The organism is Nonomuraea spiralis, assembly GCF_014648435.1.
GTDB classification, from domain to species: Bacteria; Actinomycetota; Actinomycetes; order Streptosporangiales; family Streptosporangiaceae; genus Nonomuraea; species Nonomuraea spiralis.
This window is the reverse complement of sequence record NZ_BMRC01000042.1, coordinates 1-22,872: the sequence shown is the minus strand read 5'-3', so window position 1 is coordinate 22,872 and position 22,872 is coordinate 1. Positions and strand designations below refer to the sequence as shown.

At 72.5% G+C, this 22,872-nt stretch carries 20 protein-coding genes; 7 read left to right on the top strand and 13 right to left on the bottom strand.

Annotation, left to right across the window (positions count from 1 at the left end; all coding sequences use genetic code 11):
* Positions 1-31: 31 nt before the first annotated feature.
* The gene (locus tag IEZ27_RS48730; RefSeq protein ID WP_189653486.1) at positions 32-1,273 is read right to left on the bottom strand and encodes an RNA polymerase sigma factor; all 1,242 of its coding nucleotides are present in this window, start codon (positions 1,271-1,273) and stop codon (positions 32-34) included.
* Entirely contained in the window at positions 1,270-1,593 is a 324-nt protein-coding gene (locus IEZ27_RS48725) for a YciI family protein (RefSeq protein WP_189653485.1), read from the bottom strand. Before IEZ27_RS48725 ends, IEZ27_RS48730 begins: the two co-directional genes overlap by 4 nt.
* A gap of 382 nt (positions 1,594-1,975) precedes the next feature.
* Between IEZ27_RS48725 and IEZ27_RS48720 the strand changes: the two genes are divergently transcribed.
* The gene (locus IEZ27_RS48720; RefSeq protein WP_189653484.1) at positions 1,976-3,286 is read left to right on the top strand and encodes an FAD-dependent oxidoreductase; all 1,311 of its coding nucleotides are present in this window, start codon (positions 1,976-1,978) and stop codon (positions 3,284-3,286) included.
* Here the strand turns inward: IEZ27_RS48720 and IEZ27_RS48715 are convergent.
* Positions 3,283-8,016, bottom strand: coding sequence for an NACHT domain-containing protein (locus IEZ27_RS48715; RefSeq protein WP_189653483.1), 4,734 nt, complete (start codon positions 8,014-8,016; stop codon positions 3,283-3,285). The two genes, IEZ27_RS48720 and IEZ27_RS48715, sit on opposite strands and share 4 nt — an antisense overlap.
* A gap of 269 nt (positions 8,017-8,285) precedes the next feature.
* On the opposite strand from IEZ27_RS48715, the gene IEZ27_RS48710 reads away from it, so the two are divergent.
* A complete protein-coding gene (locus IEZ27_RS48710; RefSeq protein WP_229825034.1) occupies positions 8,286-9,410 on the top strand; it encodes an alpha/beta hydrolase family protein in 1,125 nt (374 codons plus the stop codon).
* Here IEZ27_RS48710 and IEZ27_RS48705 read toward each other — a convergent pair.
* Genes IEZ27_RS48705 through IEZ27_RS48700 form a run of 3 tightly spaced genes read right to left on the bottom strand, consistent with a single transcriptional unit; the run spans position 9,375 to position 12,013 of the window.
* Positions 9,375-10,091, bottom strand: a complete 717-nt coding sequence (locus IEZ27_RS48705; RefSeq protein ID WP_229825033.1) for a response regulator — start codon at positions 10,089-10,091, stop codon at positions 9,375-9,377. The two genes, IEZ27_RS48710 and IEZ27_RS48705, sit on opposite strands and share 36 nt — an antisense overlap.
* Complete coding sequence (locus tag IEZ27_RS54595; RefSeq protein ID WP_229825032.1) at positions 10,088-11,236, bottom strand: sensor histidine kinase; 1,149 nt, start codon at positions 11,234-11,236, stop codon at positions 10,088-10,090. Before IEZ27_RS54595 ends, IEZ27_RS48705 begins: the two co-directional genes overlap by 4 nt.
* Before the next feature lie 60 nt (positions 11,237-11,296).
* Positions 11,297-12,013, bottom strand: a complete 717-nt coding sequence (locus tag IEZ27_RS48700) for a TetR/AcrR family transcriptional regulator (protein WP_189653480.1) — start codon at positions 12,011-12,013, stop codon at positions 11,297-11,299.
* Between the two features lie 76 nt (positions 12,014-12,089).
* Between IEZ27_RS48700 and IEZ27_RS48695 the strand changes: the two genes are divergently transcribed.
* Positions 12,090-12,404 carry a DUF1330 domain-containing protein gene (locus IEZ27_RS48695; RefSeq protein WP_189653479.1) on the top strand — a complete coding sequence of 105 codons (315 nt, stop codon included), beginning with the start codon at positions 12,090-12,092 and terminating at the stop codon, positions 12,402-12,404.
* A 44-nt stretch (positions 12,405-12,448) separates the two neighbouring features.
* Positions 12,449-13,210 carry a metallophosphoesterase family protein gene (locus tag IEZ27_RS48690; protein ID WP_189653478.1) on the top strand — a complete coding sequence of 254 codons (762 nt, stop codon included), beginning with the start codon at positions 12,449-12,451 and terminating at the stop codon, positions 13,208-13,210.
* Between the two features lie 2 nt (positions 13,211-13,212).
* Here the strand turns inward: IEZ27_RS48690 and IEZ27_RS48685 are convergent, their stop codons facing one another.
* The 6 genes from IEZ27_RS48685 to IEZ27_RS48660 are packed head-to-tail and all read right to left on the bottom strand — an operon-like array spanning position 13,213 to position 18,555.
* A complete protein-coding gene (locus IEZ27_RS48685) occupies positions 13,213-13,446 on the bottom strand; it encodes a hypothetical protein (RefSeq protein WP_189653477.1) in 234 nt (77 codons plus the stop codon).
* Positions 13,447-13,493: 47 nt separating this feature from the next.
* The gene (locus IEZ27_RS48680) at positions 13,494-13,739 is read right to left on the bottom strand and encodes a hypothetical protein (RefSeq protein WP_189653476.1); all 246 of its coding nucleotides are present in this window, start codon (positions 13,737-13,739) and stop codon (positions 13,494-13,496) included.
* A gap of 59 nt (positions 13,740-13,798) precedes the next feature.
* A complete protein-coding gene (locus IEZ27_RS48675; protein WP_189653475.1) occupies positions 13,799-15,847 on the bottom strand; it encodes an iron ABC transporter permease in 2,049 nt (682 codons plus the stop codon).
* Positions 15,844-16,815, bottom strand: a complete 972-nt coding sequence (locus IEZ27_RS48670) for an ABC transporter substrate-binding protein (protein WP_189653474.1) — start codon at positions 16,813-16,815, stop codon at positions 15,844-15,846. Before IEZ27_RS48670 ends, IEZ27_RS48675 begins: the two co-directional genes overlap by 4 nt.
* Positions 16,816-16,823: 8 nt before the next feature.
* Positions 16,824-17,654: an ABC transporter ATP-binding protein gene (locus IEZ27_RS48665; RefSeq protein ID WP_189653473.1), complete on the bottom strand. Its 831-nt coding sequence runs from the start codon at positions 17,652-17,654 to the stop codon at positions 16,824-16,826.
* A 7-nt stretch (positions 17,655-17,661) separates the two neighbouring features.
* Positions 17,662-18,555, bottom strand: coding sequence for a siderophore-interacting protein (locus IEZ27_RS48660; protein ID WP_189653472.1), 894 nt, complete (start codon positions 18,553-18,555; stop codon positions 17,662-17,664).
* Between the two features lie 208 nt (positions 18,556-18,763).
* On the opposite strand from IEZ27_RS48660, the gene IEZ27_RS48655 reads away from it, so the two are divergent.
* The 3 genes from IEZ27_RS48655 to IEZ27_RS48645 are packed head-to-tail and all read left to right on the top strand — an operon-like array spanning position 18,764 to position 21,071.
* Positions 18,764-19,663: an alpha/beta fold hydrolase gene (locus IEZ27_RS48655; protein ID WP_189653471.1), complete on the top strand. Its 900-nt coding sequence runs from the start codon at positions 18,764-18,766 to the stop codon at positions 19,661-19,663.
* 25 nt (positions 19,664-19,688) lie between these two features.
* Positions 19,689-20,291 carry a TetR/AcrR family transcriptional regulator gene (locus IEZ27_RS48650; protein ID WP_189653470.1) on the top strand — a complete coding sequence of 201 codons (603 nt, stop codon included), beginning with the start codon at positions 19,689-19,691 and terminating at the stop codon, positions 20,289-20,291.
* A 42-nt stretch (positions 20,292-20,333) separates the two neighbouring features.
* A complete protein-coding gene (locus IEZ27_RS48645) occupies positions 20,334-21,071 on the top strand; it encodes a hypothetical protein (RefSeq protein WP_189653469.1) in 738 nt (245 codons plus the stop codon).
* A 121-nt stretch (positions 21,072-21,192) separates the two neighbouring features.
* On the opposite strand, the gene IEZ27_RS48640 is transcribed toward IEZ27_RS48645, so the two are convergent.
* The coding region (locus IEZ27_RS48640) for a M4 family metallopeptidase (RefSeq protein WP_189653468.1) at positions 21,193-22,872 on the bottom strand (1,680 nt) is incomplete at its 5' end.

Sequence of the window (22,872 nt, the reverse complement as noted above, 5' to 3'; positions counted from 1 at the left end):
CCGAGTCACGTGCGATCTTCGAGCGCGGACGCTAGCGCAGCTGGTCGCGGCGGCGGGTGAGGTAGGCGGTCTCGCCGGTGTTGCCGGCCAGCTCGATGGCCCGGTCGTAGGCCGCGCGTGACTGCAGACTGCGGCCCAGCCGGCGCAGCAGGTCGGCGCGGGTGGCGTGGTAGGCGTGATAGCCGGCCAGCACCTCGGCGAGGCCGTCGAGGATGGCCAGTGCCACCTCCGGCCCGTCGAGCTCGGCCACGACGATGGCCCGGTTGAGGGCGACGACCGGCGAGGCGTCGAGGCGGACGAGCTGGTCGTACAGGGCCAGGACCTGCGACCAGTCGGTGTCGCGGATGTCGCGGGCGGAGGTGTGCACCGCGTTGATCGCGGCGAGGATCTGGTAGCGACCCGGAGCCACCCCGGCGGCGGCAGCGGCCAGGCGCTCGCGCACCAGCCGGTGACCTTCGGCGATCAGTTCCGCGTCCCAGGCCCCGCGGTCCTGCTCGGCCAGGGGGACCAGTTCGCCGCTCATCGAGACCCGGGCGCGACGGCGGGCCTCGATGAGCAGCATCAGCGCCAGCAGCCCGGCCGCTTCTCCGTCCCGCGGCAGGAGCGCGCGGATCAGGCGGGTGAGCCGGATCGCCTCGGTGGTCAGATCGTGTCGTACGGGATCGGTGCCGGGGCCGCTGGCCAGATAGCCCTCGTTGAAGACGAGGAACAGCACGGCCAGGACGCCGGAGACACGAGCCGGCAGGTCGTCGGCGGACGGCATCCGGTAGGGGATGCGAGCCGCCTTGATCTTGGCCTTCGCGCGGGTGATGCGCTGTTCCATGGTGGTCCCCCGTACCAGGAACGCGCGGGCGATCTCGGGCACGGTCAGACCGCCGACCAGGCGCAGCGTCAACGCCACCCGCGCTTCCACCGCCAGCGCCGGGTGACAGCAGGTGAAGATCAGCCGGAGCCGGTCGTCGTCGACGGCGCCCAGCGGCTCGGGCGGGGTGTCGTCGTGCAACATCTGAGCCTCCCTGTGCTTGTCGTCGCGTCTGTTCTCGCGCCGGAGCCGGTCGATGGCCTTGCGGGTGGCGGTGGTGGTCAGCCAGGCGCCCGGGTTGGGCGGCAGGCCGTCGGCCGGCCACCGCTCCACGGCCGTCGCGAACGCCTCGGCCGCCGCCTCCTCGGCGATGTCGAGATCACCGAAGCGCCTGGTCAGGGCGGCGACCACCCGGGCCCACTCCTCGCGGTGGACCCGGGTGACCGCCTCGCGTACGTCGATCCCGTTCACAGGAACGGCCGAACCTCGATCTTCCGGTTGCAGGCCTTCGACCCCTCGGCTGCCAGCTTGAGCGCCACGTCGAGGTCGGGGGCCTCGATGATCCAGAAGCCGGCGAGGTACTCCTTGGACTCCACGAAGGGCCCGTCGGTGACCAGCGCCTCCGCACCCCGGTTGTCGATGACGGTGGCCGTGTCGGGCGAGGCGAGCCCACCGGCGAAGACCCAGTGGCCCTCCGTCCGGAGCCGGTCGTTGAAGACGTCGATCGCCGCGTCCTCGTCCGGGGTGGCGAGGCCGGCCTGGTCGTGGATCACGGAAATCAGGTACTGCATCTGAAGATCATCTCCTGTGGTGTCAAGACATTGTGGTTCATCGTGCAGGCACTTCGGCCGGCGCGCACCGCGCTCGAGTCGTTCCTGTGCTCCTTCATCAGCTTCACGATCGCGATTCCTCTGGTGCCCCCTCGTGGGTGGCCTCACCCCTGCCACGAACACCACCACCCCGATCCGACACCGCCACCCGGATTTCTTCATCGAAGTTTCCGGACGCCGGTCGTCAGCGCTTATCGATCTTCGGGCTGTGGCGGACATGGTCAATCTAGCGGCGCTAGACATTCTGCCTTCGGTAGGACTACCATCGCTATCGCAGCTAGCGCCGCTAGAACATTCGGCGCATTTCTGCACATTTTGTGAGAACTCGATGAAGGAGACGACGATGACGATCAACGACCTGCGCGGTGCCCTCAAGGGGCGTGTGCTCCTGGCCGGCGACGACGGCTTCGAACAGTCGGCCGCCGCATGGAACCTGACTGTCAGGCAGCCGGTGGCGGCCGTGGTGGAGGCCGCGGATGCCGACGACGTGGCCGCGCTCGTACGTCACGCGCGGCGGACGGGTTTGACGGTGACCGCGCAGCCGAGCGGGCATGGCGCGTCGGGTGATGTGGAAGGCCTGATCCTGCTGCGTACCGGCCTGCTGAACCAGGTGGAGGTACACGCGGACGAGCGCGTGGCCCGCGTGGGCGCGGGCGTGAAGTGGGGTCAGGTGCTGGCCGCGGCCGGTCCCCTGGGTCTCACCGGCCTGGCCGGCAGCGCGCCGGGGGTCAGCGTGACCGGCTACACCCTGGGCGGCGGGGTCGGCTGGTTCAGCCGCAAGTACGGCTTCGCCTCCGACAGCGTGCGGGCGTTCGACATCGTGGACGCCGACGGCGAGCCTGGCCGGGTGACCGCCGAGTCCGATCCCGAACTGTTCTGGGCGCTGCGCGGCGGCGGCGGGGACTTCGCGATGGTGACCGCCCTCGAACTGGACCTCTATCCCGCGCCGTCCCTGTACGGCGGCCGCGTGATCTGGCCGGAGCACCGGACCAGGGAGGTGTACGACGCGTTCCTGGAGATCACCGCCGAGGCGCCGCGTGAACTGAGTGTCTGGATCAACCGCTTCCAGCCCCCCGGCGCGCCCCCGATGGTGACGCTGGACCTGGCCTACCTGGGTGAGGCGGCCCAGGGCGAGGACCTGTTGAGACGCCTCGACAAGGTCGAGGGCGCGATCTCCGACAACCGCGGCGTCGTCCCGGTTGCCGACCTGGGTCGCATCACCGCCGAGCCCACTGATCCTGTCCCGTCCATCACTCGTGCGGAGCTGCTCACCGGCCTGGACGCCGACGCGGTGGACCTCCTGCTGGCCAAGCCGGTCGAACCGCTCATCAACCTCCAGATCAGGCACCTGGGTGGGGCGCTCGCCGAGCCGGGTGGAGGGGCCGGTGCGAGCGGCGCGGTGGCCGAGCCCTACCTGCTCGGCCTGCTGGGGCTCGGCCTGCCGCACGTGGCCGATGCGACGCGCGCCAAGCAGGCCGAGGTCGTGGCCGACCTGGAGGCCTACGTCAGCGGCCGCAAGCCGTACACCCTGCTGGCCCCCGGTGAGACGGCGGAGAAGTCCTTCTCCGGCAGCGCGCTCGCGCGGCTGCGGGAGATCAAGCGGGCCCGCGACCCGCACAACGTGTTCCGCGCGAACTACCCGGTGCTCGGCTAGCTCGGTTCCCGGCAGGTCACGGCCTCTCCGCCCCCTGAGGGCCGCGCCGAACCCGCGTGACAGATGTCGCCGGGCCACGTACGACGGTCCCGTCGCCGGCGGCGGGCCGGTTCCGCGCTGAGCGCGTACGGCAGGTCGAGCGCCGTGACGCATTCGGTGACCAGCCGCAGGTGGCGCCTGAGGCGGGTCGGTGTCCACGGGCCCAGGTCGATCAGGAGCGCGAGCCGTTTCTCGCCCAGCCAGCGGATCGCGGTCTCCACGTCCATGCCGTGCTCGCGGGCCAGCTCCCCCGCGACCCAGGACGTGACCCGGCGGCGCGCCGGTCCGGTACGCGGGAAGGCACGCGGTGCCGGCAGGACGACGGGGACGGGGGCGGTGGGCTCGGCTTCGGCACGCCGCAGCAACTCGGCGGCGAGCACGTACAGCGCCTGGCGCCGGTCGTACCGGGTGTCTGAGAGAGCGTGCGTGCCGGCTGCGGCGTCGAAGCGCCGAATCAGGCCGGGATCGGCGGGCACCTCCGGCAGCCCGGCCCGCACACTCGCGATCAGCTCCGCCCGTACGGCGGCGTCGTGCCCGTACGGCGGCGGCAGTCCCTCGTCCGGATCGATGCGCCGTACGAACGCGTGGACCAGCGGATGGTTCGGATCCAGACCTTCCGCGCGCAGCCCGGCCAGGAACCGGTCGGACCGGAACCGCAGCACCCCCGGCAGAGCGCGCACCACCATGTCCCAGACAAGGAAGATCGGCGTCGTCAGCAGCAGCGCCACAGCCCCTCCGACCGGTACGCCCAGGAGCAGCAGGAGCAGATCACCGGGTACGCCGGGCAGCAGACCCCGCTCGACGGCCGCGGCGAGCAGAGGGATCACGAGGAGCGCCGCGAGCACGGACCGGTTCACCCGCGGCCGGTCCGGCGATCCGGTCTCCTCCCCCTCGGCCAGCCTGAGCCACAGAACGGGAACCACCATGGACGCGCCGAACGCCGCCCCCAGCCAGAAGGTGCCCGTGAGCCGCGCCGGGGACATCCCGTCGAACAGCAGGAAGACCGCGCCCAGCACCAGGAGCTGCACCACCAGCCTGGCGCCGAAGTCCAGCCGCCCGTGGAACAGGTCGGCGAAGTCCTGGACCATGACCCAGAACAGCAGCATGACCAGCACACGAAGATCCGGGCCGGTCCAGGCGGAGATCTCCGTGGCCGTCCAGCCGAGGGCCGCGAAGGCGGTGCGGAAGATGTTCAGGATGGGCGCGAGGACATCGGACTGCCCCGTGACGTACCGGGTCAAGGCCGGGATCGCGAGCCCCAGCACGTGCGCGAGCGGCGCGACCATCAGGCCCAGCGCCACGCCCGGCGGCACGCCGCACAGCCCGTACACGATCCGCCGCCACCGGCCGGCCGTGGCGATCGCGCAGCGCGAGCGCGGCCGGAGCTGGGAGGCGGCCGTCAGCCAGGCGGCCAGCATCGCGAGGGGTGTCCAGACGGCTGCCGCCGTCCACCCGTACCGGTGCGCCAGGGGCAGTCCGAGCCCGGTGATCACCGCGGCGACGTACACCACCGGAAGGCACAGGCGCCGGACCAGGTCGGCGCTGACCGGCGACACCGCGGTCGACAGGAAGGTCGCGCGGGCGGCCAGGGACAGGGACCGCATCATCCGTACGGGATCGTCGCCGGGGCGGCGGGCCAGGCCCTGGGCCACGAAACCGGCCAGGAACCCGTAGCGTGCCGGATGCCGGCCCGCGCCCCGGGCGATCGGCAGCAGCCAGCCCGGCCGGATCAGCAGGTCCCACACGCCGGTGTCGCCGGCCGCGATCCTGAGCAGCTCCGGCGTGAGGTAGGCGGCACGGACCGGTCCGGGCAGCGGCAGGATGGTGAACGCCTGCGGTCCCTTGACCGCCGTGGGCGACAGGGCGGCGTAGCGCAGCCCGTACCGCTCGCACAGCTCGGCGAGGAGGGCCAGCAGCGGCTTGACGCGTCGTTCGGGCAAGGTGCCCAGGCCGTCGATGAGCAGGGTCGGGCGTCCGGCGCGCAGCCACCGCGCGGCCATGTCACGCGGGATCCGGTGGCCGGTGGCGATGCGCGTCGCCAGCCAGGCCACCAGCGGATGGTCCGCGCTCTCGCCCCGCCGCCACTCCGGCGGCGGCCTCCAGGAACGGACATCCACGAGGACAGGCAACCCGCCGAGCACCGCAGCGGCTCCCGGTGGCGTGCCGTCGGCCGGGCCCAGGAGGGCCGTGGCCAGTTCGGCCAGGACGATGCGGCCGCCGCTGTCGGGCGGTCCGACCAGCAGCGTCTCCGCCTGGAGCCGGCCCGGCAGGTCGGCCACGGGGATCGGCTCGGCGGGCCTCCCGTCCGCTGCCTGCTGCATCACGACCATCCCGAGCCGGTCCTGCCCCGCCAGGAGGTCGCGGACCCGGGCGGCCAGCAGCGCGTGGTCGGCCGGGTAGCCGGCCGCGTCCCCGGCGGCCCGCCGGTCGAGTGCGCCGGCGAAATGCTCCTTGATCAGCGGGTGGCGGAATCGGTACTGGCCCAGCGCGCCGACCAGCAGGTCCCGCTCGGCGCCGAAACGCAGGACCGGCATCAGCCGCCACGGCAGCCAGCCGCCCAGCGGCAACGCGACCCGCATGATCAGGTGGTGCACGGCCCTGACCGGCGACCTCGGCTCGATCATCGCGATCGGTACGAGCCAGAAGACGGCCAGCGCCAGGACCGCGATCGACCACAGTCCGGCCCCTCCGTCGAAGTCGCCTTCGTCCGTCACCAGGACCACCGCCGCCCCTGCCGCCGCGGCCAGCACGCCGATCCGCTTGCTCACCGCGTTCTGCAGGACGCTCCGGCTGGTCACCGCCTCGGGGAAGGCGTCCACGGCGCGGGCGGGGCCGTCGTCGCCCTCCGCCCCGGCCGTGGCCGGCGGGACGAGCAGGACGACCGCGGCGGCGAGGACCACCGCGGCCAGGAACGCCACCAGCAAGGCCGCGTAGATCTCCACGTAGAACACGGGCAGGGCGGGCAGCAGGAAACACGCCGTCAACAGGCCCGCCAGGATGACGCCCGTCACGACCCGGCCCGCCGGAGTGGGCGCGGTGACGGTCTCCCACCCTGATGCCGTCACCAGGGCGGACAGCAGCAGAAGCCAGTGAACGGGCCCGGGCAGCGGGCGCGCCAGCTCGGTCAGCGCCCACGTTCCCAGCCAGAGCAGGCCACCCGACGTGACCCCCAGCGCCGCGCCCACCGCGTGCACCGCGATCAGATGCCGCGTCCCCGTCGACGGCGAGCCGGTCACGAACGGCAGCCGGGCGAAGACCTCCCGGGCCGCGCCCACCAGCACGAAGATCGCGACGAGGTAGGCCATTCCGGCCACGGTGAAACCCAGCCGGCTCGCCAGCGGCAGTGCCAGGCCGGCCGCCGCCCATGCCGCTCCCGCCCAGGGCAGGCCGTGCAGCAGCGCCAGAGTCCTCGCCTCGGGGGACGGGTCGATCCAGCGGTACACCGTGCGCAGATCGTCTTCCCCGTCCACGGCCGCGAGCCGGCGCAGCGAGCGGCGCGCCCGGCCCGGCGGCATGCGCGGCGACGGGCGTGAGGTGATCATGGTCTGCTCGTACAGAGCCAGAAGCTCGCCAGGCAGGACGCGCCGGGGCAGCCCGGAAGCGGAGCCGCCGGTGCTCGCGTCGGCGGCGATCTGCAACCACAGGGGTGTGGTCACCAGCGCGTCGAGGTCGCTGTCCTGCCGCAACAACGCACGCAGCGCTTCGAAGCGTTCGTCGCCCGCGTCCGCGTAGGCACGCACCTCCTCGATGGTCAGCGCCTCGATGCGTACGGCGCCCTCCAGCCGGAGACGCGCGTCCAGGCTCTCGTACTCGCCGCTGCGGCAGGTCAGGACGACGGGCGGAGCGGCATCGCCCGCATGCAGCTCGTTGACCAGCCGTACCATCACCTCCCGCTCCCCGGGAGGGATCTCGTCCAGGCCGTCGAGCAGCAGCACCAGCGCGCCGTCGGCCAGCCAGCGCTTGGTGACGCCGGCCGGGATCTTGTAGCGGGCCCGCGCGGCCCGCGCGATCCACTCCTTCAGGTCCTCCACCGTCAGCGCCGGCGGACCGGCGGGCCGCTGCCGGGTGTCGCGCTCCCGCCTCCGGAACGGCCACACCTTGGACCAGCCGGACCACCGCCGCAGCCAGGGCACGCCCGTCAGCCGTCGGCGCGGCGAGACCTCGCCGCGCAGCCCGGACCGGCTGGCCAGCGAGAGCACGATCGGTACCGGTTCGCGATCCTCGGGTTCGGCCTCGGCCCGCTCGGCCAGGGCCAGCGCCAGGCGGTGCAGTTCCGTGGTCTTGCCCGCTCCCGGTGCGCCGACCAGCAACATCGACCCGCGGAGGTCGTCGAACACCGAGACGATCTCCGCCTCCGGCCGTGGACGCAGCGTCCGGTGCCCGGCGTCCTCCACCGGCGCGAGCACCAGCTCGGGGGCCTCCCGGAAGCGCAGGCGCAGGGGCGGGAGCCCGATCTCCAGGCGTTCCGACGCCTCGCGGCGCACGTCGCCGAGCGCGCGTGAACGCGCTTTCGAGGCGGGCGGGCCGCCGTCCTGCGCCGAGGGCGCTTCCCCGCTGGCCAGCATGCGGACCGCCAGCGTCGCGCTGATCACCGTGACGGCCGCCAGCGCCACGTAGGTCAGCCACGGGCTGGAGGCGAACGGCTCCGGCGGCGGGCCGGCGGTGGCGAAGTTCGTCAGCAGGGCGGACACCGCGGCCACCCCTACCGCGGCAACGGCCAGGGCGGCGGCCCTCCGCCTGCCTCGACGCCCCGGCATGGACCTTCGTCGCCTCCGTTCGCGGTCTCGCCTCTCACGGAGTTATCGCGACGGTACGCGACCGCGTTGCACGCCGACCACGGCGCGTGCTCGGTTCGTCCGTGAGCGCCATTCCTGAGAGCGGCCTCTACCCTCCTGGGTTGAGCCGGAGATCCTCCCCACGCCAGAGGCGGCGGCCGTACACGACCGGCAACGTAAATGGGGTGAAACGTGCACTCATCATCACCGCCCTGGCCCTCACACTGGCCGGATGCGGCTCCACCCCACCGCAGCGCCTGACGGTCCCGAAGCCGACGGGCCCGCACCCGGTGGGGACCGTCTCGGTCCATCTGGTCGACCGGTCCCGCCCGGATCCCTGGAACGGCTCAGGCAGGAAGCGCGAGCTGATGGTCAGCCTGTGGTACCCGGCCCGGGACGTGCAGGCCCACCCGGTCGCCCCCTGGATGCCGAAGGCGGCGGCGGATCAGTACCTGAAGATGAACGACCTGGAGCCGGGCTCGGTGCTGCTGGACAGGACCGACGGCCACGAGGGCGCGCCCGCCGACACGAGCCTGGGCAAGCTGCCGGTCGTCCTGTACTCGCCGGGCGCCAACGCCTCCCGCGCGTACGGGACCGGCCTCGCCGAGGAGCTGGCCAGCCGCGGATACGCGGTGATCACCATCGATCATCCCCATGACGCGGCGGTCGTGGAGTTCCCCGGCGGCCGGGTGGAGGCGGGCGGCGAGCTGACCGACTTCGCCAAGGCGGTCGACGTCCGGGTGGCCGACGTACGGTTCGTCCTGGACAGCCTGCCCTCCCTGGAGGAGAAGCTGCCCGGACGTGACGGCAGGCCGCTGTTCGACCTCGCGCGGATCGGCATGTTCGGGCATTCGCTCGGCGGCGCGGCCACCTCCTCCGCCATGTACGCCGACCCGCGCATCAAGGCCGGGCTCGGCCTGGACGGCGCCGTGTTCGGCAAGGTCGCGCAGTCCGGTCTCGACCGGCCGTACATGGTGGTCGACACCGCCGGGAAGGGCGGCATGGTGACCAACCCGACGTTGCGCAAATTCTGGGACGGATTGCGGGGCTGGCGGCTCAACGTGACGCTCAAGGGGGCGGCGCACAACTCCTTCGGCGACGACGTCCTGCTCATCCCCATGTCGGCCGGGCCGCTGGGGCTGGGGAAGGAGCAGCTTGAGGAGGTCGTCGGCACGATCCCGGCCGAACGGGCGCTGGCCTTCCAGCGCGCCTACCCGCCGGCCTTCTTCGAGCAGCACCTGCGCGGCCGTCCGCAGGCGTTGTTGCAGGGCCCGTCAGCCGCCTTCCCCGAGGTCTCCTACCGCCGCTGACGTCGCCTGCCCGCCGGCCGTGACCACGCCGCCCTCGTAGGCGGCGATGACGAGCTGTGCCCGGTCGTGCGCGGCGAGCTTGGCCAGCAGGCTGCGGACATGGGTCTTGACAGTCGCCTGCCCGATGCCGAGTCGTTCGGCGATCTGCGGGTTGGTCAGTCCGCGGGCCACCAGCACGAGCACCTCCCGCTCCCGGCCGGACAGCCGGGCCAGCCCCGCCGCCGGCCGGGCCGGGATCCCGGCGGACGCGCGCCGGGCGAACTCCCCGATCAGGCGCGTGGTGACCGACGGGGCCAGCAGCGCCTGCCCCTCCCCCACGATGCGCAGCGCCTCCAGCAGGTCGCCCGGCCGGGTGTCCTTCAGCAGGAATCCGCTGGCTCCGGCCCGCAACGCGCCATAGACGTACTCGTCGAGATCGAACGTGGTCAGCATCACCACCCGCGTCCCGGCGGTCACCGGGTCGGCCCGGATCAGCTCGGTGGCCTTGATCCCGTCGAGGCCGGGCATGCGGACGTCCATGAGCACCAGGTCGGGCCGGAGGCCGCGGGCCAGCTCCACGGCCCGCTCCCCCGTCCCGGCCTCGCCGACGGTCTCCAGGTCGGGGGCTGTGTCGATCAGCCGGCACAACCCCGCGCGCAACAACGCCTGGTCCTCGGCCACCAGCACCGTGAACGTGCTCACCTCTCGTCCTTCCCGGAACCGTCCGGCAACGGCAGCCTCGCGCGAACGGCGAAGCCGCCTGCGGGCTCCGGTCCCGCCGAGAACGTCCCGCCGTACAGGGTCACCCGTTCTTCCAGCCCGGCCAGACCGTGGCCGCCCGCACGCGGCGTACCCCCGCGACCGTCGTCGACGACCTCGACCAGCAGCTCGGCCTCCGCCCGGGTGCCGACGGCCACCCGGCATCGGGCCGGCCCGGCGTGTTTGAGCACGTTGGTCAGCGACTCCTGCACGAGACGGTGGACGACGACGGCCGCCTCGTCGCCGAGCGTCAGGCCGGGCTCGACGTCGAGCTCCACCCGTACGTCACCGGCCGGGATCGCCGCGACCAGCTCGCGCAGCGAGTCCGACACGTACGTCGGACGGTCCCGGTCCCCTGAGGCGTCGCGGAGCAGGCCGAGCAGCCCGCGCAGGTCCACCAGCGCCTTCCGGCTGGTCTCCTCGATGATCGCCAGGGCCTCGCCCGCCTCCTCGGGGTGCGTGGCGGCGACGTGGTTGGCGATGCCGGCCCGCATGGAGATCAGGCCCATGCTGTGGGCGACGACGTCGTGCACGTCACGAGCCAGACGCAGCCGTTCCGCCGTGGCCGCGGCCTGCGCCGACCGTGCGACGGCCTGCGCGGCGTACGCGCGCTGCTCCCGTACGGCGAGCCCGATCACCCACGCCAGACCGAGCGCCGTCCAGGCGAATCCGCACGCCGACACCGCCTCCGTCCACGAGGGCGCGCCGATCGCGGCGCCGGCGGCGGTCACCCCCATTGCGGCCGCCAGCGCCGCCACCGCCGTCCGGCGCGCCTCCAGCAGCGCCACCGCGTGCAGCGCGACCGCCAAGGGCACGAACGCCTCCTCCCACCCGGCGAACGGCGCGAACACCGCCGCCACCAGGACCAGCACGCAGACCGGCACCGGCCACCGGCGCCGCCCCGCCAACGGCAGGCAGGCCGGCACGATCACCGGCACGGCCGCGTACGGCGACATCCGGGCGGACTCCGGCACCAGCACCGCGGCCACCGAGAACCCGGCCGCCAGGACGACGGCCACGAACACGTCGACGGCGACCCAGTGTCCCGGCCGCAGCCTGCGCATGATCAAGGGACTCCGTTCGGCCACGCGCCCACCCTAGACGGGACGGCACATGTGCCGGTTCGGGTCCGCCGTCGGCTGAAGGCGTCAGGCCAGGCCCAGTGACCTGACCAGGTCGAGCATCTCGGCGCGGTGCAGCGCGGCCGGGTTGCCCGCGACGGGATGGATGTGGCCGTCGATCTCCAGGGCCACCAGGCCGTGCATCCGGCCCCAGACGCGCAACGCGAGCGCCGCCGCGGCCGGCGGCACGTCCGGGAGGTCTGCCCGGATCTTCGCGACGTAGTCCGGGTGAAGATCGGACCAGGAGGTGTCCTCGGGCTGGTGGTGCCGGGCGTGGGGCCATGCGGCCGCCACCAGGCGGGTGAGGTCGCGGCACACCCGGCGTGCCGTCCGGTCCACCGGCCCGTCCTCGGGGGGCTGGTAGCCGGGGATGGGCTGGCCGTAGAAGAGCCGGAAGCTCTCCGGGTGGGCCAACGCCCATTCCCTCAGGGCCTGGCCCCAGGCCATCAGCCTGCCGCCGGGATCGGTGTCGGGCACGGCGTCGCTGGCGCTTTCCAGGGACTCGGCGAGCGAGGCGGCGATCTCACTGATCAGTGCCGTGATCAGGTCGTCCCGGGTGGGGAAATAGCTGTAGATCGCCCGTGGGGTCATCCCCATCTCGCGGGCGATGCCGCGCAGCGAGATGGCCCCCGGCCCTCCGTCGGCCATCTGCCGCACCGCGATGGCCTTGATCTCGCGGCTCGTCTCCGCCCGCAGGCGCTCCCGGCGGCTCGCCACGACGCCTTCGCCCTCTTCCTTGCTCATGTTGACTCAGGTTACAGCAGTACATTAGGTTCCAGCGTGTCAAAAGTACACGCCGTGTCCTAGATGTGGAGAACCCATGCCTGCATACGTCATCGTCGGAGTCGACGTGCTCGACCAAGAGGCCGGCCTGGCCTACGCCGCCGTGGCCCAGCCGTCCATCCTCAGCCACGGCGGGCGATACCTCGTGGCGGGCCCCACGTCCGAGCCGGTCGAAGGTGTGTGGGACTTCTCCCGGCTCGTGGTCATCGAGTTCCCCGACATGGACCGGATCAGGGAGTGGTACGACTCTCCCGAATACCGGCGGGCCCGGGAGATGCGGAAGGACACCGCTCGGGTGCGGATGTTGTTCGCCGAAGGCTCGCCGCCCGAGGGCTTCTCCCTCCCGTCCTGACGCCGCAGGCCGACGTACGAGCCGATCCGGTCAAACTGGTGGCCATGCTGAACCGAGTAGCCGTCCTGTCCGACATCCATGGAGTCCTGCCCGCCCTGGAGGCCGTGCTCGCCGAACCGGACGTGCGCGCCGCCGACCGTATCGTGCTGACCGGCGACATCACCGCCGGCCCGCAGCCGAACCAGGTCCTCGACCTGCTGATCGGTCTCGGTGACCGCATCGTCTGGATCAGCGGCAACGCCGACCGCGAACTCCTCGAACACCGCCGTGGCCGGCGCGACTCGATCCCCGATCCGATCGCCCCCTGGGCCGCCGGACAACTGCGCGAAGACCATCTCGACCTGCTCGGCCGACTGCCCCGATCGATTGCCCTGCCGGTGCGCGGCCTGGGGAAGGTGCTGTTCTGTCATGCCACCCCTCGTGACGACGAGGAGGTCGTACTGGTGGATTCACGCCTTGACCGCTGGCGAGAGGTCTTCGGCGGCCTCGACTCCGACGTCCGTACGGTGGTCTGCGGTCACACGCACATGCCGTTCGTCCGCCTCGCCCATGGTCGGCTCGTGATCAACCCCGGCAGCGTCGGCATGCCCTATGGGCGGGCGGGAGCCCATTGGGCGCTTCTGGGCCCCGGCGTCGAACTCCGATCGACCGACTTCGACGTGGAGGCCGCCATCAAGCAGATCACGCGGGACTCCTCCTACCCCGACGTCGCGGCGTGGGCCGACTACTTCCTTCACGCTCGGGCCACCGACGCCGACGCCCTCGAAGCCTTCGCCCCGCGGGACGGACGCGGTGACGCACCGTGACATCACACATCGCCGTTCTCCGGAACCTCCCGGCGAGCAGCATCGGCGGGACGATGCCGGGCGGTGCCGGACAACCAGCCGACCACCGCGGCCAGGGTCACGACACCGACGGCGACCAGCACGGGAAAGTGCCACTCAGGGACCATGCTGTCCAGAGCGCTGTCATCGTTGAGCTCCCACAGTGAGGTCGCGGGATTGGCCCCGATGACCAGGGCGAGGCTCAGCAGGTAACCCATGCCCACGACCGCACGCGGCAGGACGCGGGCGACGCTGGGACGGCGGTTCAGCCAGTCGTGCAGGGCACCGAGAAGGCCGCCTCGGCGGCCAGGATGAAGGTGATGCCGAACGTCCACGCCCGCGCCGACCCGAGCTCCCTGTCCAGTTGCCGCAACATCCAGTCGTTCCAGGGCTCTTCGAAGCTGGGGTGCAGCCCGGTCGGGTGTGCGGCCGCCTGGATCGCGACCAGGTTCGCCACCGCGTAGAGCACGGGGGCGGCCATGGCGCACAGCAGCGCCGGCGATCGTTTCACACTCTGGTTTCCCATGATCGATTGGACGGCCGCCCCGGCCGTTGGGTTCGATGTCGTTGTCAGGGACGGCCGGCGCGTGAGCGCCAGAGCAGCCACACGAAGTACGGCGTGCCGAGCAGCGCGGTGACCAGCCCGGCCGGCACCTGGGCCGGTGCGATGACGGTACGCCCCAGCGTGTCGGCGAGGCTGACCAGCACCGCCCCGAGCACCGCCGCGGCGGGCAGGAGCCGGACGTGCCTGCCGCCGACGAGCGCGCGGGCGGCGTGCGGGGCGACGAGGCCGACGAACCCCACCACGCCGACGGCCGAGACCGCGGTGGAGGTGAGAAGGACGGCGCCGCCCAGCGCGAGCAGCCGTACGGGTTCGAGCGGCACGCCGAGCACCCGGGGCGTGTCCTCGTCCAGCGCGAGCAGGTCGAGGTCGCGCCGCAGCCACAGAGCGAGCGGCAGGAAGAGCGCGAGCGCCACGGCGACCGGCAGGAGCTGGCCGGGCACCCGCCCGTACGTGGAACCGGACAGCCAGGTGAGCGCCTTGGCGGTGTTCCACGGGTCGGACTTGACGATGATCAGTACGGTGACCGCGCTGAACAGCGCGTGCGCGCCGATGCCCATGAGCACGAGCCGGTCGGAGCTGAGCCCGCCGCGCCAGGCCAGCAGGTAGACCAGGGCGAAGGCGGCGAGCGCGCCGAGCCCGGCGGCGCCGGACACCACGGCGATCCCGGCCATGGGCACGAGGGTGAGCATCGCGACGGCCGCCGCTCCGGCGCCCGCGGTGATGCCGAGCACGCCCGGCTCGGCCAGCGGGTTGCGGGAGACGGCCTGGAAGGCCGCGCCGGAGACGGCGAGCGCCGCGCCTGCCAGGACGGCCGCCGCGACGCGGGGCCAGCGCTGGTCGAGCACGTACGTCAGGGCCTTGCCGGTCCTGCCCTGCAGCCAGTTGGCGACGTCGCCGAGCAGCAGCCAGGTGTCGCCGCCGAGCAGGCCCAGCACGACCGCGCCGATCAGCAGCGCCGTACCGGACAGGAGGATCACGCCGAAGGCGGCGCGGCCGGGGTCGGCGGTGCGGACGGCCGGCGGCTGCCTGGTCGGGCCGGCGTCGCGATGACGGCGGGCCAGCCACATGAGCACGCCCGCGCCCAGCATCGCGGTCACCACGCCCGGCGGCACGTCCACCCCGGCCCGCGCGCCGAGCACGAAGCGCAGCGCGATGTCGGAGGCGAGCAGGATGACCACGCCGGCCAGCGCCGAGAGCGGCACCAGGGCACGGTGCCGGCTCAGCTCGGGCAGCCGCCGGGCCAGGAGGCGGACGATGACCGGCGCGCACAGGCCGATGAAGCCGATGGGCCCGGCGACGGTGACCGCGGCGGCCGAGAGCATGACGGCGAGCACGATGACGGTCAGCCGCAGCCGCCGGACGTTGACGCCCAGCACCATGGCGGTGTCGTCGCCCAGGCCGGCGATGTCGAGACGGTTGCCGAGGGCGACGGCCGCCCCGATCGCCACCACGACGACCGGGGCCATCTGGATGACGCCGCCGAGGTCGCTCTGCACGAGCGAGCCGCTGCCCCAGGCGAACAGGCCGGTGTTCTCCTCCTGGAAGAGGATCATGAGCAGGGTGGTCATCGACTGCAGGGCCAGTGCGGTCGCGGAGCCGGCGAGGATCAGCCGGGTGGTGCCGGTCCTGCCGCCCGCCGACAGGGCGAGCACCAGGGCGGCGGCGGCCAGGCCGCCGAGGAAGGACAGGCCGCCCGCCAGGAAGGCCGGCAGGCTCAGGCCGAAGGTGGCGGCCAGCACGACCGCCAGGTAGGCGCCGTTGCTGACGGCGAGGGTGTCGGGCGAGGCCAGCGGGTTGCGGGCGACCGACTGCAGCAGCGCGCCCGCCGCGCCGAGCGCGAGGCCGACGCTGACCGCCGCCAGCAGCCGCGGCAGCCGGGAGGCGACCAGCACGTTCATCGCCTGGTCGTCGAGGGCGAACAGGTCGGTGTCGGAGGTGCCCTGCGTCAGGTGGAGCGCGGCGAGGGCCGTGATGACGGCCAAGGTCACGAGGAAGGCCCCCGCGACGCCGAGCCTGCGCAGCGGCGTCGCGGGGGCCTCGACTGCGGTGATCACCCGGCGTAGGCCTTCACCAGGGCGTCGGCGTACTGCCGGCACGACAGCGGGCCGCCGAAGGTCCAGATGCCGTCGGGCAGTTTGCTGATCCGGTTCTGCTTGACGAAGCTCAGCGACTTCCACAGGGCGTTGCCGGCCAGGCCGGCGAAGACGTCGACGCCGTCGGAGGCGTTGTAGAAGAAGCGGAGGTTCTCGTCCTTGACCGCGGTCATGCCCTCGACGTCGGTGCTGCCGAGGCCCCACTGCTTGTCGACCTCGCCGGTCCAGGCGTTGGCCAGGCCGAGCCGCTCGGCCACGTCGGAGACCAGGGAGCCCTTGCCGAACGGGCGGATGGAGATCTTGCTGCCGTCCTTCCAGCCGTCGGCCATCATGAACTTCTGCCCGGCCGAGCCGGAGGCGGCGATCTTGGCCTTGCCGTCGGCCATCGCGGCGTCGAAGTCGGCCATCACCTTGGCCGCCTCCTCCGTCCTGCCGACGGCGGTGGCGAGCATGGTCAGGTCGGCGCTCATACGGGTGAGGTTCGCGGCGGCGTCGCTGCCCTTGGCGACGATGACCGGGGCGATCTTCTCCAACTGGCCGATGAGCCCGGCGTCGTCGGACTCCATGACGACCAGATCCGGCTGGAGGGCGGCGATGGAGTCGACGCTGGGCTCCTGGCGGGTGCCGACGTCCTTGACGGAGGGGGCGAGCGGGGCCGCGGTGACCCAGGTGCCGTACCCCTTGACGTCGGCCGCGCCGACCGGCTGGACCCCGAGTGCGACCAGCATCTCGACCTCGCCCCATTCCAGGCCGACGACGCGGGTCGCGGGCCGGTCGAGGGTGACCTGCTTGCCGCGGGCGTCGGTCACGGTGATCGGGGCGGCCGCACTGGCCGACGGCTCCTGAGTCGCGGGGGCCACGGGGGCCTCGGTGGTGCCGCACGCGGTCAGCAGCAGCATGGCGGCCATGACCGCCGGGAGGGAACGCATGGGATCTTTCAGCCTTTCATCGCCAGGTGGCGGCCCAGCGGCCTGGTGCGGACCAGTCCGGTGCGGGAATCGATCGTGGCCTCGACGCGGATGCCGTAGGCCTCGGTGAGCAGGTCCTCGGTGAGCACCTCGTGCGGCGCGCCGTCGGCGCGGACCCGGCCGCCCTGGAGGAGTACGACCCGGTCCGCGATCTCGGCGGCCTGGTTGAGGTCGTGCAGGACGACGCCGACGGCCACGCCGTGCCGGTCGGCGAGGTCGCGCACGAGTTCGAGCAGCTCGACCTGGTAGCGCAGGTCGAGGAAGGTGGTGGGCTCGTCGAGCAGGAGCACGCCGGCGTCCTGGGCGAGGCAGGTGGCCAGCCACACGCGCTGCATCTCGCCGCCGGACAGCTCGTCGACGGCGCGTCCGGCCATGGCGCTCACGCCGGTCAGCTCCATGGCGTGCTCGATCGCCGCCGGTCCGCCGGGGTCGCCCGCCCGCCAGCGGCCGCGGTGGGGGTGGCGGCCGTAGCCGACCACGTCCTTGACGCGTACGCCGGCCGGGGTGGGACGGCTCTGCGCCAGCAGCGTCACCCGGCGGGCGAAGGCGCGGGCGGACAGGGCCAGGGCATCGGCGCCGCCGGCCAGCCGTACCTGGCCGGAGTCGGGGCGGTGCAGCCGGGCCAGGGCGCGCAGCAGGGTGGACTTGCCGCTGCCGTTCGGGCCGACCAGGGCGGTGACGGCACCGGTGGCCAGGCTGATGCGGGCGCCGTCGACGACGGGGCGGCCCGCGTAGCCGAGGCACAGGTCGGTGCCGGTGAGCGCGTGGTCGGGGCGGCCTGCGAGCAGGGGGTCGGTCATGGCGGGCTCACGCGTCCTCGGAGCGGCCCTGGCGCCAGTACCCCATGAAGGCCACGGCCTTGCGGTCCATGCCGCGTTCCGAGACCAGGTGGCGGCGCAGGCGCTTGATCACCGCCGCCTCGCCGGCCAGCCAGGCGTAGCAGGGACTGTCGCCGTCCTCGGGGACCTCCCAGAGGATCTCGGTGTCGACGTCGACCTCCTCGGGCTCGACGCCTGCCGCGCCCGCGGGAAGGATCCTGGCCGCTGCCTCCACGACGGCGGGCTCCAGGCGAGCGCCCCAGGGGGCGTCGCCGCGCGCGAGCCAGGTGATCTTCACGGCCGACTCGGTGACGACCGGGAGGACGTCCTCCTCGTACGGCACCTCCAGCAGGGCCTCGCCGGTGACATGGGCGGGCAGGCGCTCCAGGATGCCGACGATCGCCGGGACTGCGGTCTCGTCCCCGGCGAGCAGCACGTTGCCGAATCCGGCGGGCGGCCGGAACTCCAGGCCGCCGTGAAAACCGTCGTAGAGGCCGTTCGGGCCGAAGAGGGCCGCCTGCGAGCCGGATTCGGCGGCGGCGATCCAGCGGGCGGCCGGTCCGGCGGGTCCGGCGCAGTCGTCGTGCAGGACGACGTCGATGTCGACCTCGGCGGCCTCGGGGCGGACCGCGCGGACGGTGTAGGTGCGCAGCGGGTTGCGCTCGTCGCCCTGGGCGTACCACTGCTTGAACCAGTCGGCGCCGCGCGGGAAGCGCGTCACGCCCGCGCCGGGGATCGGCAGGACCAGCTTGATGCGCTGGTCGTAGCCGTTGTCCGCGAACTCGTGCAGGTCATCCCCTGTGAAGGTCACGCGGAGAAACGACGGGCTCAGCCGCCGCAGGCCTCGAACCTGGACATCGAAGGCACGAAAAGGGTCAACCACCACAGGGCTCCTTAGTTAGGTTAGGCTAACCTACATTGAATCCTCCGATCGGAAAACCCGGCGATCCGGCTCACGAAGCCGGGCCCGTCCGTGACGGTCCTCGCCTGGCCGGCGGAGACGCCCGCAACGGCCGTACCGCCTGACCCTCGCGGCCTCGATGGCGGCTTGTTAGGATACGACTGTATCCATTCAGGAGATGGAGGTCACGATGCGCACGCCTGACCGACCGTCCGCCTTCACCAGCGACTCCGCCCGTGCCAAGTACTACGCCGTCTACGACCGGGTGCTCGGCGAGCTGTGGCCGGTGCCGGTGGACGCCTTCGACGTGGAGACCCGCCTCGGCACCGTGCGGATCCACCGGGCCGGGCCCGCCGAGGGGGATCCCGTGGTGCTCCTGGCCGGCGCCGGCGGCAACGCGCTGGCCTGGTACCGCTACATCGAACCGCTGGCGCGTACACGCCCGGTCCTCGCCCTCGACCCTCTCGGCGAGCCGGGCCGCTCGGTCCAGAGGCGGCCGCTCGCGACCGGCGCCGACGTCGCCGACTGGGTCACCGACGTGCTGGCCGCGGTCGGGGCCGAGCGCGCACATGTGGCGGGTTTCTCAGCCGGCGGCTGGGCCGCCATGGAACAGCACCTCCGCAGGGGCGGCCGGGTCGCGGCGCTGACGCTGGTGGACCCGGGCGGCTTCGCGCCCTTGCCCAGGCGGTTCGTTCGCTGGGCCCTCGCCGGCGCCATCGTCTCCATGCTTCCCCGTACGCTGCGACACCGCATGGCCGGCGTCGCCGACAACGGGGTGCTGCGCGAGGACCGGCTGGTGGAGCTGATGCGGGCCGGCTGGGCCTTCCGCCGGCGTGTGCCCATCCCGCCCGCCTACACCGACGAGCAGATCCGCGCGGTGTCCGTGCCCGTGCAGATGTTGCTGGGTGCCCGCAGCGCGCTGTTGGACGCGCGGGCGCTGGCCGCGCGGCTGGCCGACGTCGTGCCGTCCTGGCGCGTGGAGATCGTGCCCGGCACCGGCCACGGGTTGCCCGTCGAAGCTCCGGACCTGGTCGCCGAGCGCATCCTCGCCTTTCCCGGCCGGGCGCGGCCCGGGACCTCGAACGTATGACACGAACAACAGGTAGGAAACCGGCATGCCCCGACAGGTGGATCATGACGAGCGGCGGCGCCGGCTGACCGCCGCGCTGCTGCGCATCGCCGGCACCCGCGGCCTGCGGGCGGTGTCGATGCGTGAGATCGCCGCCGAGGCCGGGGTCTCGCTGCGCGTCGTCCAGTACTACTTCACGAACAAGCAGGCCCTGCTCGAGTCCGGTCTCACCGAGCTGGGCGCCCGCATGGACCGCCGGGTCAAGCAGCGGGCCGCCGCGGGCGAGCTGACACCGCGGGGCGTCTTCGCCGCCGTTCTCGGCGCGATCCTGCCGTTCGACGAGCAGAGCGAACTGGACTCCATGGCCTGGACCGCCTACTACACCGCCGCCCTCACCGACCCGGCGCTCGCCGCGGTCGGGCTCACCCTGCCCAACGCACTGGAGAACTTCCTCACCGTACGGTTGACCGCCGCGCAGCAGGCCGGGGACATCGCCCCCGATCGTGACCCGCGTACCGAAGTCGCCGGCCTTCTGGCTCTCGCCAACGGCCTGACCTCCAGCGTCCTGAGCCGGCAGCGCAGCCACGAGGCCGCGACCGAGATCATCGACTACCACCTGGACCGCCTGTTCGAGCCGGCAGCGACTTGATCCGGCGGCCGATGCGCCCTCCGGAAGGATCCGCTGGCCGCGTTGCGGGCGCAACTGCGCGCGGGCAGGGGCGTGACCGTCCGGCAGGAGACGCCCGGCAGGGCCACGACCTCGCTCACCCGTGGCGGACGGCTGCAGTTCGACCGGCACGGCATCGCCGCCTCCGACCTGACCGCCAAGCTGACCTTCGCCGGCAAGGACGACACGGCCGACGAGTTCGACCCCACCCCCAAGGAGGAGGAGACCCAGGCCACCTCGCTCGACAAGCCGGAGCGGATCGTCCGCATCGGCCGTACGTCCTACCTCAAGGGCGGCCCGATCGGCGCCGTGCTTCCCGCCGGCAAGACCTGGTACAAGCAGTCGCCGGGCTGGACGAGCGGGGTCACCGCCATGCGGGGCGACTTCATCAACCCCGTCGAGCCGAGCACGCTCAAGGCGATGCTGGCCCGCTCCAAGAGGAGCGGCAACACGTACAAGGGGAGCATGACGGTCACGGAGCTGCTGCGGGTCTCGGCCTGGACGCGCGCCACACTGTGGTGGAAGCTCGCCTCCGGCGTAAAGGTCAACTGGACGCTCACCGTGACCCCCGCCGGGCTGCCCCGCACGATGAGCACCAGGCTCTCCAGCGCCAAGGCCGGGCTCGGCCCGGTCACCTTGGAGACCAGCTACTCCGGGTGGGGTGCCAAGGTCTCCGTCAAGGCCCCGCCCGCGTCGCAGACGACCACCAAGCTCGACTCCGACAAGGCCTTGATCCGGCTTCCCCCGGGCCCCAAGCGCTGAACCCCGGCACGGCCTCCAGCCCACGCCAGGCCCCGGTCCACGGCTTGCCGGCGCCCTCACCTCGCTGGTGCATCGCTCCGCCGCCAGGGTGCCCGGTGGGAACCCTGGCGGGGTCATCGGCTCAGGACATCACGGTCAGGGTGAGGGTGGCTGTGTGGTCGAGGGCGACGCCGTCGCCCAGCACCGTGATCGCATAGGTTCCGGGCACGGTGCTCGCGCCGACCGTGAACGTCAGCGTGGAGGTGGCGCCGGTGGTGATGCTCGCCGGGCTGAACGAGGCCGTCATTCCCGCCGGAAGTCCCTTGGCCTGCAGCGAGATCTGCTGAGGGCTGCCCGAGACGGTGGCGCTGGTGACGGTGACGCTCACCTGCCGGCCAGGCTGTACGGTCGCCGCGGCAGGGGTGACCCCGACCGAGAAGTCGCACGTGAACGGCTCGCCGGCGCGGGGAGGCACGCGGACGGCGTTCCACGCGGCCTTGACCGTGTTGTACTCAAGGCACGACCCGGGGAACAGATCCAGGGCCGCCTGCATCGAGGCTCGGCGGGCCGCGGTGTGCGACCAGCTGGTGGTCTTGCGCAGCAGCGTGCCCATGTAGATCTGGCCCGCCTTGCGCGCGCCGAGCCCGACGATGGTCGAGGAGTCGCAGGTCGGGCTGGGCGGCTGGCCGTTGGTCGGGTTGCTGCCTTCGGCCAGGAGGTAGAACCAGTGGTTCTGGACCCCGGCCCCGACATCGGGCGGCATCGACGGCACCGCGCTGCTGAAGCAGTCGGGGTGACCGGGGATCACCGACGGCTTGTACATGTAGCGGATCGGCCCGGTTCCGTCGATGTTGACCTCTTCGCCGACGGTGTAGTCGGGCGGGTCGAGCGTGGCGGGCTGGTTGGCGTACTGCTCGGTCAGGGCGCCGAAGATGTCGCCGGTGGACTCGTTGAGTATGGCCTTCTCGTTGTCGCCGAGGTCGATGCCGGGCGTGGTGGCGAAGACGGCGTGGCCGTACTCGTGCGCCACGACGTCCATGGCGGTGATCTGGCGCAGGTTGTCGGTGGTGTGGCCGAAGACGGCGTAGTTGCCGTTCCAGTAGGCGTTGACGGCGTTCAGGCCGACGCGGGCGGGGTAGCCGTCGCCGACGCCGTTGAAGCCGACGCGTCCCAGCCAGGTCTTGAGCATGTCCCACTCGGTGTCGATCGCGTAGAGCACGTCGACGCAGGCGGTCTCGAGGTTGGTGCCGGTGCCGTTGCCCCAGTTGTCGTCGGCCCCGGTGTAGGCCGAGCCGTTCTGGCCGCCGCAGCGCACGCTCCGCCGTACGGGGTCCACCATGGAGAAGGAGGTGCCGGTACCGGTGGTGCCGATGGTGACCGGGTTGCCGTTGTAGTAGCTGTTGCCCAGCCCTGCCCTGACCTCGTCGGACTTCTCGATGACCGCGCCGGTCAGGGCGTCGACGAAGACGTGCAGCTTGCTCTGCCTGCCGTCGATGGCGCCGTGGACGGTCACCTCGTAGGCCAGCCGGCCGCGTCCTTGGGCCATGACCACCAGGCGGGGCGTGGTGACCGCAGAGATCTGAGGCAGTTGGCTCCTGGCCACCCGGACGGCGTCGGCGGCGTCGAGTTCGGGTGTGGTGGCCACGTCCAGGGCGCTGTCCTGGGAGACAGACGTGCTCAGGACCTCGCCGTCGGCGGTGCTGACCACGACGAAGTCTCCGCCGTGGACGGGCAGCCCCGCGTACGTGCGGGTGTAGGTCGTGTAGCGCAGGCCGCCCTGCCCTTCGATCAGGCCTTGGCGTACGTACGTGTCCTTGGGCGA

Excerpts from the sequence above, each read along its gene's own strand:
- IEZ27_RS48665 (WP_189653473.1), bottom strand. The coding sequence starts at position 17,654 with ATGACCGACCCCCTGCTCGCAGGCCGCCCCGACCACGCGCTCACCGGC.
- IEZ27_RS48700 (WP_189653480.1), bottom strand. The coding sequence starts at position 12,013 with ATGAGCAAGGAAGAGGGCGAAGGCGTCGTGGCGAGCCGCCGGGAGCGC.
- IEZ27_RS48670 (WP_189653474.1), bottom strand. The coding sequence starts at position 16,815 with ATGCGTTCCCTCCCGGCGGTCATGGCCGCCATGCTGCTGCTGACCGCG.
- IEZ27_RS48690 (WP_189653478.1), top strand. The coding sequence starts at position 12,449 with ATGCTGAACCGAGTAGCCGTCCTGTCCGACATCCATGGAGTCCTGCCC.
- IEZ27_RS48685 (WP_189653477.1), bottom strand. The coding sequence starts at position 13,446 with ATGGGTTACCTGCTGAGCCTCGCCCTGGTCATCGGGGCCAATCCCGCG.
- IEZ27_RS48720 (WP_189653484.1), top strand. The coding sequence starts at position 1,976 with ATGACGATCAACGACCTGCGCGGTGCCCTCAAGGGGCGTGTGCTCCTG.
- IEZ27_RS48725 (WP_189653485.1), bottom strand. The coding sequence starts at position 1,593 with ATGCAGTACCTGATTTCCGTGATCCACGACCAGGCCGGCCTCGCCACC.
- IEZ27_RS48650 (WP_189653470.1), top strand. The coding sequence starts at position 19,689 with ATGCCCCGACAGGTGGATCATGACGAGCGGCGGCGCCGGCTGACCGCC.
- IEZ27_RS48695 (WP_189653479.1), top strand. The coding sequence starts at position 12,090 with ATGCCTGCATACGTCATCGTCGGAGTCGACGTGCTCGACCAAGAGGCC.
- IEZ27_RS48655 (WP_189653471.1), top strand. The coding sequence starts at position 18,764 with ATGCGCACGCCTGACCGACCGTCCGCCTTCACCAGCGACTCCGCCCGT.